This is a genomic window from Tannerella forsythia, assembly GCF_003860135.1.
Classification (GTDB): Bacteria; Bacteroidota; Bacteroidia; order Bacteroidales; family Tannerellaceae; genus Tannerella; species Tannerella forsythia_A.
Genome location: NZ_RQYN01000002.1, coordinates 63,698 through 77,256, shown reverse-complemented (window position 1 = coordinate 77,256; position 13,559 = coordinate 63,698). Strand labels below are relative to the sequence as shown.

General features: G+C 49.4%; 10 protein-coding genes. All 10 read right to left on the bottom strand.

All coding sequences use genetic code 11. The features are described 5' to 3' along the window. Positions 1–13: 13 nt before the first annotated feature. The 10 genes from ftsZ to EII41_RS00955 are packed head-to-tail and all read right to left on the bottom strand — an operon-like array spanning position 14 to position 13,556. Positions 14–1,375 carry a cell division protein FtsZ gene (gene ftsZ, locus EII41_RS01000; RefSeq protein WP_124789066.1) on the bottom strand — a complete coding sequence of 454 codons (1,362 nt, stop codon included), beginning with the start codon at positions 1,373–1,375 and terminating at the stop codon, positions 14–16. 24 nt (positions 1,376–1,399) lie between these two features. After that, complete coding sequence (ftsA, locus tag EII41_RS00995; RefSeq protein ID WP_124789065.1) at positions 1,400–2,728, bottom strand: cell division protein FtsA; 1,329 nt, start codon at positions 2,726–2,728, stop codon at positions 1,400–1,402. A gap of 4 nt (positions 2,729–2,732) precedes the next feature. Then, entirely contained in the window at positions 2,733–3,461 is a 729-nt protein-coding gene (locus EII41_RS00990; RefSeq protein ID WP_124789064.1) for a cell division protein FtsQ/DivIB, read from the bottom strand. After that, positions 3,458–4,837 carry a UDP-N-acetylmuramate--L-alanine ligase gene (murC, locus tag EII41_RS00985; protein ID WP_124789063.1) on the bottom strand — a complete coding sequence of 460 codons (1,380 nt, stop codon included), beginning with the start codon at positions 4,835–4,837 and terminating at the stop codon, positions 3,458–3,460. The genes EII41_RS00990 and murC overlap by 4 nt, the downstream gene beginning before the upstream one ends. Continuing rightward, entirely contained in the window at positions 4,834–5,949 is a 1,116-nt protein-coding gene (gene murG / locus EII41_RS00980) for an undecaprenyldiphospho-muramoylpentapeptide beta-N-acetylglucosaminyltransferase (protein WP_124789062.1), read from the bottom strand. The genes murC and murG overlap by 4 nt, the downstream gene beginning before the upstream one ends. Then, positions 5,936–7,243: an FtsW/RodA/SpoVE family cell cycle protein gene (locus EII41_RS00975; protein ID WP_124789061.1), complete on the bottom strand. Its 1,308-nt coding sequence runs from the start codon at positions 7,241–7,243 to the stop codon at positions 5,936–5,938. Before EII41_RS00975 ends, murG begins: the two co-directional genes overlap by 14 nt. A gap of 13 nt (positions 7,244–7,256) precedes the next feature. Next, positions 7,257–8,594 (bottom strand): UDP-N-acetylmuramoyl-L-alanine--D-glutamate ligase, encoded by a 1,338-nt coding sequence (gene murD, locus EII41_RS00970; protein ID WP_124789060.1) that lies wholly within the window; start codon positions 8,592–8,594, stop codon positions 7,257–7,259. A gap of 2 nt (positions 8,595–8,596) precedes the next feature. Further along, on the bottom strand, positions 8,597–9,862 hold the full coding sequence (gene mraY, locus EII41_RS00965; RefSeq protein ID WP_124789059.1) for a phospho-N-acetylmuramoyl-pentapeptide-transferase: 1,266 nt from the start codon (positions 9,860–9,862) through the stop codon (positions 8,597–8,599). Positions 9,863–9,869: 7 nt separating this feature from the next. Then, complete coding sequence (locus EII41_RS00960; RefSeq protein ID WP_124789058.1) at positions 9,870–11,333, bottom strand: UDP-N-acetylmuramoyl-L-alanyl-D-glutamate--2,6-diaminopimelate ligase; 1,464 nt, start codon at positions 11,331–11,333, stop codon at positions 9,870–9,872. A gap of 12 nt (positions 11,334–11,345) precedes the next feature. Further along, positions 11,346–13,556, bottom strand: a complete 2,211-nt coding sequence (locus tag EII41_RS00955) for a penicillin-binding protein (RefSeq protein WP_124789057.1) — start codon at positions 13,554–13,556, stop codon at positions 11,346–11,348. Between the last annotated feature and the right edge of the window lie 3 nt (positions 13,557–13,559).

Here is a 13,559-nt window from a genome sequence, read left to right as displayed (position 1 = left end):
TGTACGTCAATGATTATCCTATTCTAAAGCTGATTTTAGGCTTGCCTGACTGCGGGGCCTGTGTTTCAGGCGTGTGTCCCTGATGTTCTCCGGCATTTTTGTTGCGGGCACGGAGCAATAGCTTCGGGTCGCGACTGTATGTCGGATTCTCTTCCAACAGGGTAATGATCGCATCGTCATCGAGCTCGTTGGCTGTCAGCACGGCAATGCTCGCATGCATGACCTTGTGCGGAACGCGCTTGCTTCCTTGTTTCTTGCCGTAATATTTCTCGATCAGCTCTTTATCACGCTCTTTCGTCCGGAGACGCTCTTCCTCTTCCATGATTTCGGCTTCGGTCATACGTTTGCGCTGACTGTCGTGAATATCTTTGATTTCGGGGATGGATTCCAGATCGAAACCGGTGGCCAGCACCGTGAATTTAACCTTTCCTTTCAGCGACTCGTCAATGGCCGTTCCCCAGATCACTTCGATGTCTTCGCCGAACTGCTTCATAAATTCCGTCATATAGCGAACCTCATCCATCCGCAGCTCGTTGCCGTCCGCCTCCTGAGTGTTGCTGCTGAACGAAATATTAAAGAGGATCTTCTTGGCATTCGAGATATCGTTGTTGTTGAGCAGCGGGGAACGGAGCGCATCCTGAATGGCCTGCTCCAGCCGGCCTTCGCCTTCGCCGTATCCATTGCTGATAAGGGCTACGCCGCCATTCTGCAACGTCGTTTTGACATCGGCAAAGTCGAGGTTGATGACTCCGTCGAGCGTGATGATTTCGGCAATACTCTTGGCCGCGATAGTCAACGTATCGTCCGCTTTTTTAAAAGCGTTCAACATAGTCAGATCGGGGTAGATTTCGTTCAGTCGCTCGTTGTTCACGACGAGCAGTGCATCCACGTTCCGACTGATGGCTTCGACGCCGTTCAAGGCCTGAATGATTTTGGGCGGGCCTTCGAAAAGAAACGGAATCGTGACGATACCGACCGTCAGAATCCCCATATCTTTGGCTATTTGGGCAATCACCGGTGCCGCCCCCGTACCGGTTCCGCCTCCCATTCCGGCGGTGATGAAGACCATTTTCGTGCCGTCGTTCAGCATCGCGTAGATTTCTTCTTCGCTTTCTTTAGCCGCCAGCTCGGCACGCTCCGGATTATTTCCCGCACCAAGCCCTTCGGTCACCGTGCGTCCCAACGCAATCTTAACCGGCACCTCCGAACGCGACAAGGCCTGACTGTCCGTATTGCAAAGCACGAAAGAAACATCATGGATACCCTCCTTATACATGTGCGTGACGGCATTTCCACCGCCACCACCGACGCCGACCACTTTGATGATCTTGCGCGTATCTGTCGGGAGATTGAATTGTAATATCGTATTACTCATAATCGTATGCGTTTATTCTAGTGTTTAATCTTCGTCGAAAAGCCCTTTGGCAAATTTTCCGAATCCGCCCAAAAGGCTGCCTTTCTTTTGTTTTGAAGGTTTCTGCGGAGCCGGTTTCTCTACCACCTCCTCCTCTTCCTGATCCGAGTCGTGATCATCTTCCGTCGCGGGATCGGAGTCAGCCGTTCGTTGTTGGTGAAGGAGTTCGACACAATTTTCCGTCCCCTGTAACAGAACGGCAATCGCACTCATGTAGCGCGGATTGCCTACCATATCGTTTTCGTTTTCGAGCAGTCCTTTTCGAATCGCCGAATAACGAACATCCTGTCTGAAGCGTTCATGTACCATCTCCTGTAAATTCTTCAATGACGAAGCACCGCCGGTAAGTACAATTCCTGCCCCTAATGCGTCCTTCAGACCGTTTTCTTCCAGACGGGCATAGACGTTCTCGACAATCTCTTTGGCACGCGCTTCAACCACGGTATTGATCTCGCTCATATCGATCTCCCGCATGCCGGCTCCTTCTACAGCTCCCAAGGAGACCGTTCCATCCTGTGTCTTATCGGGCATGGCATCGCCATACGTGATTTTCAGCCGCTCCGCTTCGGAGGCTACGAGATGGAGGCTCGTCAGGTCGCGCGTAATGAGATTGCCACCCAACGGAATGACGGACAAATGTTTCAGCGTCCCGTTCTTGTAAACGACCAGAGAAGTAACACCAGCACCGAAGTCGATCACCGCACATCCCAATTCTTTCTCGTCGGGACTTAGCATGGCATCGGCCAGAGCGAGGGGCGATACGATGATGCCGGCCACCGTAATGTGTGCCTGATTCTCGATGCTGTTGATGACAGACTTGCGGATGATGGGCTGTCCGACAATCAGTTTGTATCGCGCTTCAATACGCTTGCAGGGGATACCCACCGGATTGGTTGTACGCTTGTCGTCGAGATAGTATACCGGAGGAGCGATAGCCAGCACATCAAGCATGTCCGGATGATAGCTCCTGCACTGATTGTTCAGGATTCGGATATCTTCTTCCGTCACGAAAGCATCGGCATTGATCGTACGCACTTCGGAATGGTCGATCGAACGAAGAGATTGCCCTCCGATTCCGATATACACCTTCTCAATACGGGAATTGGGGAGTTTATTTTGCAGCTCCAGAATAAGTCGTTTGATCCGAATCGCCGTCTCCGCCACATTGTGGATGCACCCGCGTTGAATGCAGAACGTCGACTCTTTCACCTCATCGGCTACCAGCGTAAAGGTTCCTCCGGCATTTTTCTTCCCGATTATTCCAACCAGATGAGAAGTTCCCAAGTAAATCGCTACAATATAATCTGTCACCATAAGTTTATTTTTTTGTACAAACAATCTGGTTTTTGTATTTCAAATTAATAATCCTGTATTTCTCCCAGCCCACTTTCGGGATGGCCTGCTCATAAAAGAGCTGCAAATGATCCATTTTCTCCCTGAAGTCATCAAAGCTGCCCAGAAATATACGATGATCTCCTACCCGCGGGATCAGCTCTACTTCCTTATTGGGATAAACATAAATCTGCTCGATTTGGTTGTTCCAAAAATCATGTTTCTGCAAAAATAGTGCAAATTTATATAAATCCGTTGTCGCGAACGATTTTTCTATGTTTCCGCTGGCAATCGGGAGGTAAGTTGCATAACGCGGACTGACAGGCATGATGTGTCCGTGTTCATCGATATAATAACTCCCCTGTGTGCTGAAAACGCGTAAAACAGGCGTCTTTTGCGTAACTTCAATGTTGATGTTCCCCGACGGTGTTTTATAGACACTCACTCGGTCGATCAGTTCATTATCGGCTACTTTTCGTTCGATCTTCTCAGTATTGATGTCTCGAAGACGCTGATTGATCGGATAAAGCGAAGTGTTTTTAAGGATGGAAAGCACATCCTTTCTGTCGATAAAATGCCTGTCCGCACTATCTTTAACGACTACCGTGATTTGACGGCACACCCCGTCCTCTTCTTTGCCGTTCATAAGGATAACGGAAAAGACAAGATAGCAAAAGAGCACCACGGCTACGATAACGGACAGGATTTTTTTCATCGGCTTTCCAATATTTGACAGACAGGTTCTACCAGCCGGTCGATATCGCCGGCACCGAGCATCAGAAGTACCTCATACGTACCGTTGGCGATAATGCCCGGCAATTCTTCTTTCGTACAGCATCGTTTGTCGGTAATCGTCACCTTGTCGAGAATCATTTGCGAATTAACCCCCGGAATCGGTTCCTCACGTGCCGGATAAATGTCCAACAAGATCAGTTCGTCGAGGAGCGAAAGACTTGATGCAAACTCGTCGGCGAAATCGCGTGTACGCGTGTACAGGTGAGGCTGAAAAACACCTGTCACTTTGCGCCCGGCATACAGTTCCTTGACAGACGCGATACTGTTCTGTAATTCCTGCGGGTGATGCGCATAGTCATCGATCACCACGATATGTTCTTTTTTCAGACGAATATCGAAACGCCGTTCGACTCCCGCGAAAGATTGCATCGCCGCGCGAATTTCGTCGGGACGAACTCCGTTTAACCAAGCCAGCGCAATGGACAAAAGACTGTTTTCGATATTGACACGCGCCGGAACGCCTAACGAAATATCCGGTATGCGAATGTTCGGCCCTACAAAGTCGAACACGATTTCTCCGTTTCCGATACGGATATGTTCGGCATGAAAATCAGCCGTTTCATCCGATGCGGAATAAGTATAAAGAGTGACGTCGTTTTGGAGACGAGGTGTCAGATCGATTCCCTTTTTTAAGATGAGCGTACCTCCGGGACGGATCAACGAAGTAAATTTCTCAAAACTTTCGCGATAGGCTTCCGGTGTACCGTAAATGTCAAGGTGATCGGGATCGGCCGAAGTGATTCCGGCCATGTAGGGTGTCAGATGATGAAATGAGCGGTCGAACTCATCGGCCTCGATGACCGTCAGGTCACTGTGTTCCGATAGCAGTAGGTTGCTATCGGAATTCTTCAGAATGCCTCCCAAGAAAGCATTGCCGTCGACATGCGACTGCTTCAGCAGATGTGCCGTCATGGACGATACGGTTGTTTTCCCATGTGTGCCGGCGATGCAAATTCCGCGCGCCGAACGAGTAATCAGTCCGAGCAGCTGCGAACGTTTCAAGACTTCGAAGCCGTGCGACCGGAAATATGCAAGCTCACTATGTGTGTCCGGGACAGCAGGAGTATAGACGACGAGAGTTTGCTCGGGCATCCTGAAAGCCTCGGGGATTTGCTCTACATCATCCGTATAATGAATCTCCGCGCCTTCGTCGCAGAGATGTTTCGTCAGTTTTGAAGGAGTGCGGTCATACCCTGCCACCCGGATACCTCTCGCAAGGAAGTAACGAATGAGGGAACTCATGCCGATACCGCCTGCACCGACAAAATAAATGGATTGTATCTGGTCTATCTTCATGATGAATGCTTTTGAATAAGTTTTTCAATTTCGTCGACGATACGTTCCGCGCTGCCGTGCTGTGCGAGTTGCCCGATATGTTCACCGAACGACTGAAGACGTTGCGTATCGGTCATCAGTTCCTTGATGGTGTCGGCCAAGCGAGTACCCGCATCTTTGTCAGGAAGGAGAACAGCGCCTTGTCGATTGACTACGGCTAACGCATTTTTCGTCTGATGGTCTTCCGCGACGTTGGGAGAAGGGATGAGAATGGCCGGCTTCTTGAGCAGACACAACTCCGAGATGGTACCGGCACCGGCCCGTGATACGACGAGATCGGCAGCGGCATAAGCATAGTCCATCCGCGATATAAAGTCGGAATACCAAAGCAGTCCCCGCGTATCTTTCCCGACTAATTGCCGCTTAATATCTTCGTAGTAATATCGTCCGGTTTGCCAAATGAGTTGAATACCGGAAGCGATCAGATCATCCAGACCGTGCAACATGCCGGTATTCATCGTACGTGCTCCAAGGCTTCCACCGATCACCAAGACAGTTGGTTTGGCAGGATCCAACCGGAAAAAGTCAAATGCTTCTTCTCTTTTTTCAAGACCGTGTTCAAGGTCTTTCCGTACCGGGTTACCGGTCAAAACCATCTTTTCCTTGGGGAAGAAACGTTCCATACCTTCATAGGCGACGCATATTTTGGAGGCGCGTTTGCTTAACAGCTTATTCGTGACACCAGCATACGAGTTCTGTTCTTGGATAAGGGTGGGTATGCCTGCAGAAGCTGCCGCCCAAAGCACCGGTCCGCTGGCGTAACCACCGACGCCGATCGCGATGTCGGGACGGAACTCATGAACGATTTTCTTAGCCATCCGAAGGCTTTTAAACAGTTGGCGTACCACTTCGATATTCTTCCACAGATGCGTTCTGTCAAAGCCGCAAATCGGTAACCCGACAATGGGATACCCGGCAGCCGGCACACGCTCCATCTCCATCCGGTTGTCCGCTCCGACAAAGCGTATTTCCGCGTCCGGGTAACGTTGCTTCAACGTGTTGGCAATCGATATGGCCGGGAAAATATGGCCCCCCGTGCCACCTCCGCTGATGATAATTTTATATTTGTTCATGCTCTCTTTGTCCCCCTGTTTGTTCTATCGTTTCGACAGCGAATATAGGATTTTCTCCCGAACTTTCTACATACTCCTCCATGTCCGTTTTTTCTTCGCTCTCTTCCTCCTCCTCTTCTTCCGGTCCCATGCCTGCTCCAAAATGACTTACACTAAGAATAATTCCGATGTAGATACACGTCAGCATGGTCGATGTTCCTCCTCGACTGATCAACGGCAGTGGTTGACCGGTAACGGGAATCAGATTAACGGCAACCGCCATGTTCGTCAAGGCCTGCATAACGATCAGCAACCCGCAACCGATCACCAAATATTTGGGGAACAGCTTTTCGCATCGTCGGGCAATGATTCCGACACGGATCAGCAGCATAATGTACAGCAGTAATACGAAGATCCCGCCGACAACCCCCAATTCCTCGATGATGATGGCAAAGATAAAGTCGGAATAAGCCTGCGGCAGAAAATCCCGCTGCACGCTGCGTCCGGGCATCTTACCGAAGAGACCGCCCCGTGCAATCGCGATCTTGGCATGCGTAACCTGATAATTTTCGTCGGTGATTACATACGTTTTATCCGTCTGTGCTTTCTCAGCCTCTTCCCTATCATCGGCATGTTTAATCAGACGATTGCTCCACGTTTCCAAGCGTGGTAAGAATCTTTCGACCGTTTTCGGTGCGATGGTTGCAACCGCGATAAGCACTACGCCTCCCAGAAGTAAATATAACAATAATTTCCCGATTCTAACAAGCGAGATCTGTCCGATAAACATCAGCAGCAGACACACCATACCCAGCAGAAAAGCGGTTGAGAAATTGTAGAGAAGAATCAGAAAGCAAACGATGCCTACTCCGGCAACAATCCATTGGAAGATCGCCTTCTCGGAAAATTTACCGCGCTTGCTAAGCAGAAAAGCCACATAAACGATGCAGGCGAGCTTCCCGAATTCGGACGGCTGAAACTGAACGCCAAAGATCTCCAGCCACCGTGAAGCGTCGTTGGCGCTGACCCCGATGATGGGAGTAACCGCCAGCATCAGGATGGAAAGGGGCATTAGCAGAATCGCAAGAGAAAAGTACTTGTAATGAATACGTACCATGCCCAGAATCATCAAGAAGCCTGCCAGGAGAAAAGAGGCGTGCCTCACGATCGGAATCCAAATGTTCGACGTTTTATATGCGAGTGTACTCGTCGCGCTGAACACTTCGACGAGCGAGAAGCAACAGAGCAGCAGGAAAATAATCCATACCGATGTGTCGCCCTGAAACACTTTTTTAGTCAAATTCGTTTGCGCCATCCTGCTTGACGAATTACAAGTTACGTACACACTTCTTGAACTGATCGCCGCGATCCTCGTAATTATCGAACAAATCGAAGCTGGCACAGCACGGCGAGAGCAGTACGGTATCACCTTTCTCGGCTAAGCGGTAAGCCTTGTTAACAGCCTCTTCCATCGATCCGGCATCCTCGATCCGGGCGATTTTCCCATCGAAAAAGGCGTGCAGCTTCTGATTGTCTACTCCCAGAAAAATCAATGCACGTACCTTCTTTAATACGAGCGATTCAATCTCGGAATAATCGTTGCCTTTATCCGTACCTCCCAGAATAAGCACCATCTTGGTATTGATACTCTGTAAGGCATACCAGCACGAGTTGACGTTCGTCGCTTTCGAGTCGTTGATGTAATCGACGCCCCGTATACGTGCAACCATCTCCAGACGATGCGCCACTCCGGGAAAACCACTGAGGGATGCTCTGATCTTCTCGTCGCGGATGTCCAGAATCTTCGCGGCTATGCCGGCAGCCATCGTATTATAAAGATTGTGCGTGCCTCTGAGGGCAATTGCTTCTTGATCCATTGTGAATGTTCCGTTTAACGTTTGGATTATCATTTGTTTTTCTTTGATATAGCCTTTCAGCTCCGGATGAAACGTATCGGAGAACGGATACGTTGTCGCCTTCGGACGATGCCGCTCCATTTCCTTTCGGATGATGGGGTCATCATTCCAATAAATAAACGCATCTTTCTCTGTCTGATTGCGGAGAATACGAAATTTAGCATCGACATAGTTCTGCATACAATGCCGATAGCGATCCAGATGGTCGGGCGTGATGTTCAGCAATACCGCAATATCGGCCTTGAACTCGTACATATTATCCAACTGGAAACTGCTCAGTTCTATGACATAATACGCATGTGGCGATTCAGCTACCTGAAACGCCAGACTGTTCCCCACATTCCCTGCTAATCCTACGTCCAGCCCCGCTTCTTTGAGGATATGGTACGTAAGTAAGGTCGTTGTCGTTTTGCCGTTACTTCCGGTGATACAGATCATCGTCGCATCGGTATAACGCCCGGCAAATTCGATTTCGGAAATGATCGGAATACCTTTCTCTATCGCTTTTCTCACGATCGGTGCCTCATCCGGAATGCCGGGACTCTTAATGATCTCGTCTGCGTCCAGAATTGCCGATTCGGTATGTCCGCTCTCTTCCCAGAGAATCCCACGTTCATCCATGATTTGCTTATATTTCGGCAGGATGCTTCCGTGGTCCGAGACGAACACATCAAAGCCTTTCGCTTTGGCCAGCACCGAAGCGCCCGCTCCACTCTCTCCCGCTCCCAATATTACCATTCGCTTTTTCATAATCACCTTAATTTTAAAGTGATGATAGCGACAGCAGCCAAAATAATTCCGATGAGCCAGAACCGGACGACGATTTTGGACTCGGGAATGACATTATACGGCTTTTGTATCAGCGCTTGTATACCGCTTTTCCCCGGTTTCTGGAAATGATGATGCAACGGAGTCATCTTAAACACTCGCCGCCCTTCGCTGTATCGCTTTTTCGTATACTTAAAATAGGCAACCTGAATCATGACCGAAAGCGTTTCGGCGAAGAACACGCCGCAAAGAATCGGGATAAGCAACTCCTTATGAATGATGATCGCAAAGACCGCGATGATCCCCCCCAAAGTTAAGCTTCCCGTATCTCCCATAAATACCTGAGCCGGGAAAGCATTGTACCAAAGAAAGCCGATCGTCGCTCCGATAAAGGCCGAAGCAAAGATTACCAATTCCTCTGCTCCGGGGATAAACATGATATTCAGGAACGAGGCAAACTCGAAATGTGAAGACGTATACGCCAATATACCAAGCGCCACCCCGATGATGGCGGAACTACCGGCAGCTAGGCCATCGAGACCGTCGGTCAGGTTCGTACCGTTCGAAACAGCCGTCACGACAAAGATGGTAATCAGGATAAAAATGATCCATGTCACTTCCGTTTTGTAATCTCCGGCCCACTCTGCCAAAACCGCATAATCGAAATTGTTGTTTTTAACAAATGGAATGGTCGTCTGGGTCGATTTGATCATATCGGGGTGAAACCGTACTTCTTCGAGGGTGTTTTCCGAAGCACTGCGTATCTCCATATTCTCACGGATCACCGCGTCAGGACTGAAATAGAGCGTCAGTCCGACGATCAGCCCCAGACCGACTTGCGCAACGATCTTGAACCGCCCGTGCAGTCCTTCCTTATCTTTTTTGAAGACTTTGATGTAATCGTCGGCGAAGCCTAAGGCCCCCAGCCACACCGTCGTGATCAGCATAATAATGAGATAGATATTATTAAGCCGTGCAAACAGCAGGATCGGAATAATGATGGCAATGATGATGATAATCCCTCCCATCGTCGGGGTACCTTTTTTGCTCATCTGCCCTTCAAGACCGAGGTCGCGAACAACCTCTCCGATTTGCAGTTTTTGTAATTTGTCGATGATTCGGCGTCCGATAGTTGTCGAGATGAACAAGGCCAGAATAAATGCCATCACGGAGCGGAACGAAACATATTTGAATACGCCGGCTCCGGGGATATCAAGTTGATCGAGATAGTTAAACAGTTCGTAAAGCATGGTGATATTATGGATGTTGAGTTGCAAAAATCGTTCGTAAAATCTCGCGATCGTCGAAGTGATGTTTTATTCCGTTGATTTCCTGATAGTCCTCATGACCTTTGCCGGCTACCAGAATCACATCGCCTTTCTTCGCTAAACAAGTGGCGGTTTTGATTGCCTGCTTGCGATCGGTAATGCAAAGCGTACGTTCCGTATCGCCGGGAGATAGTCCTGCCAGCATCTCTTCGATGATGGCTTCCGGATCTTCAAAACGCGGATTATCGGAGGTCAGAATCAGTTGGTCGCTAAGTTTCGCAGCTTCTTTGGCCATCAGCGGGCGTTTGCCTTTGTCCCGGTTTCCTCCGGCGCCAACGACCGTAATGACGCGTCCGTTACCGCGTAGTACATCATGGATACTGTTCAATACATTGGTCAAAGCATCCGGCGTGTGCGCATAGTCGACAATCGCCGTATATTCGAGGGGGGAAGGGATCGTCTCGAAACGTCCAGTGACGGAGCGCAGATCACTCAGCACAACGAGCACCGTCTCCGGGTCTTGTCCCAAACTGACGGCTGTACCGTAAACGGCCAGCAGATTCGAGGCATTGAAACGGCCGACAAAATGAACGGAGATCTCCTTACCGTTAATCAAAAGTTCTGTCCCTTCGAAATGCGTCTCCAGTATTTTCCCTTTGAAATCGGCGACGGTTTGCAACGAGTAAGTCCGTTTCGTTGCGGCCGTATTTTGCAGCATCACCATCCCCGATTTCTCGTCGGCATTCGTTAAGGCGAAGGCGGTGGCCGGCAGGTCATCGAAAAATCTTTTTTTCGCTTTCAGATAATGCTCAACCGTTTTATGATAATCCAAATGATCGCGGGAGAGGTTTGTAAAAATACCACCTCGATATGTCAGTCCACTGATACGTTGCTGATCGATAGCATGTGAACTCACCTCCATGAACACATAGGTACATCCGGCCTTGGCCATCTGTGCGACGAGTGCATGCAGTGTCACGGCATCGGGAGTGGTGTGATCTGTCGGTATCGCTTTGTCGCCGATATAGTTGCATACCGTAGAGATCAGTCCACATTTATATCCTAAGCGGCCGAATAAATGATAAAGCAACGTGGCAACAGTTGTTTTTCCGTTTGTTCCGGTTATCCCGATCAATGTCAGCTTCGACGACGGATGATCATACCATGTATCCAGCATTTGCCCCAAAGCAGCCGCCGTATCGGAAACAACAACAAACGGGAGGTTATACCCCTCCACGCTATCCGGGATTTTCTCGCAGACAACCGCCGCCGCTCCTTTTTCAATAGCCTTTCCGATATAATCGTGCCCGTCAACGGTCGTTCCGCTGACAGCGACAAAGAGCATGCCTTCGCTTATTTGGCGCGAGTCGGAATGAATGCCCGATACTTCGCAAGCGTCATCGCCGTGAACGCGCTTTATCGGTAAATTCTTTATTAATGTGTTTAATTTCATTGTTCTGTTTCTTTAATCTTTTAACACGATTTCGACGGTTTGTCCTTTCACGATCCGCTGACCGGGTGCGACAGACTGCGAAACCACTTGGCCTCTGCCCGAAAGACTGACGCGAAGTCCCGATTTCTCCAATGCATATACGGCATCTCTGGCTCCCATGCCTACGACGTAGGGTACCAATCCCTTGCGATGCGTCAGTTCTCTCACCCGAAGCGTATCTTTTCCTGTACTACGCGCGTAAACAGCATATTCGGAAGCGATTCGCTTCGACGAGGCATTGATATCCAGTTCTTCTATCACATACTTCGCGGCTCGTGCATCACCGTTCTTCACGGCGGGTATCGCCACACTGCCTGCCTCTTTTGCGATGGTACGGAGGTTCAATGTAATCTGATGCGAATACGTTTTCTCCGCAATTTCTTTGAAGACCGTGCCGGCCATCAACCCGCCCGAAGGCGATCCGTTACGCGGTCGCGAGACGACGACAATACACGAATATTTCGGGTTTTCGTAAGGAAAATATCCACAGAACGACACATTATGCGCCGCACTCGACGCGGCAATCTGTGCCGTACCTGTTTTTCCTGCAATGGTTACTACATCTGACTTGGCGGGTTTGCCTGTACCGTCACGACGTCCGTCAGGATCTTTGTAGTTCACCACGTTATAAAGCATCTCCTGTATTATTTTCAGGGTACGGGAAGAGCAGACAGACGAACGAATGACTTCGGTCGAGAAAGATTGGACTTCTTTGCCGTTATGGGTAATGCTCTTCACAAACATGGGGCGCACCATCTTACCGTCGTTCGCAATGGCGTTGAAAAAAGTCAAGGTGTTGATCGGCGGGATTTGAACTTCGTAACCGAACGACATCCATGGCAAAGTCAGTCTCGACCAGTTCCGGCTTTCCGGTGTACGTATCTTGGCACGTCCCGCTCCCGGTATCTCTAAACGGAGATCGGCATCTACTCCGGTTCGTTTAAGGCCATCCGTGAATTTTTTCGGATGACTGCCGTAGCCTTTCAATACGATTTTAGCGACCCCCACATTGGAAGAGTACCAGATGCTTTGAGCCGCCGTAATCGTTCCGTATCCTCCTCGATGGGCATTATGATCCCTGATGGTACGTCCGCTGACGGTGTAAGTCCCGTTTCCGACATCAATCGGCGTTTCGGGAGTGCATATCTCGTCTTCGATGGCGACCATCATGGCAGCCACCTTGAAAGTCGATCCGGGTTCGATTTCATCGGCCACGGCATGGTTTTTCGTCTCGGTATAGACACCGGGACGTACACGTTCCATATTCGATATGGCCTTGATCTCACCGGTCTGCACCTCCATAACCACAGCGATTCCGGAGGCGGCATCAAGCTCTTTCAGTTTATTCACCAAGGCTTTTTCGGTCAAATCTTGTATATGCGTGTCGATGGTTGTTTGGATATCAAACCCATCGACGGGTTCCTCCGCAATCACGTTTGTCCACCGGCCACCTACCCGCATCACGGAGTTATAGCCTGCCTGACCGTGCAGCAACGTATCGTATTCCAACTCCAACCCATTTTTACCTTTCGAGAGTCCGCCTGTCTCAATTTCGTTGTAAATGTCGCCGATGGTGCGCGAAGCTAAAGTACCGAACAGTTTCTGTCGTTGTACCATTTCTTTTTCGTAGAGTCCGCTCACGTTCCGGCCAAAGCGGAAAAACGGATACTGACGGATTTCTTTCAAATCAATGTATGAAATGCGCCCTTCGTACACGGGATATTGTCGGCTTTTCGACTTGAGTCCACGTAGCAAATGTGCCTTATATCCTGCGGCCGAACGATTCTTAAGCTTTCGGGAAAGATAATAGGAAAGCGAATCGATACCGTTTCGACGGGAGTGCATGAAAGTGTCGAGATTGGCTTTGGACTTTGTTGAACCTTTCTGAAATCCGCTGGCCTGAAAGTCCATGTATAGATAGTACCGGGGTACACTGGTTGCTAACAACTTGCCGTCGGCCGAATAGATATTTCCACGGTTAGGGTTCACTAACCGGTTAGGTTTTTTCTGGCTCTCGGCCACTTTGTTCCATTTGTCTTTTTCGACAAAAGCGACTTTGAAAGTAAAGAAAAGAATCCCGATTACTACCGGCAAAAGCAGCAATACGACAATCAGGTAACGTGTCAGAACATGTCCGTCGCCCGACTCTTTTTCTTCCATTTCTTCTTTTTCAGACCTCGCCATACT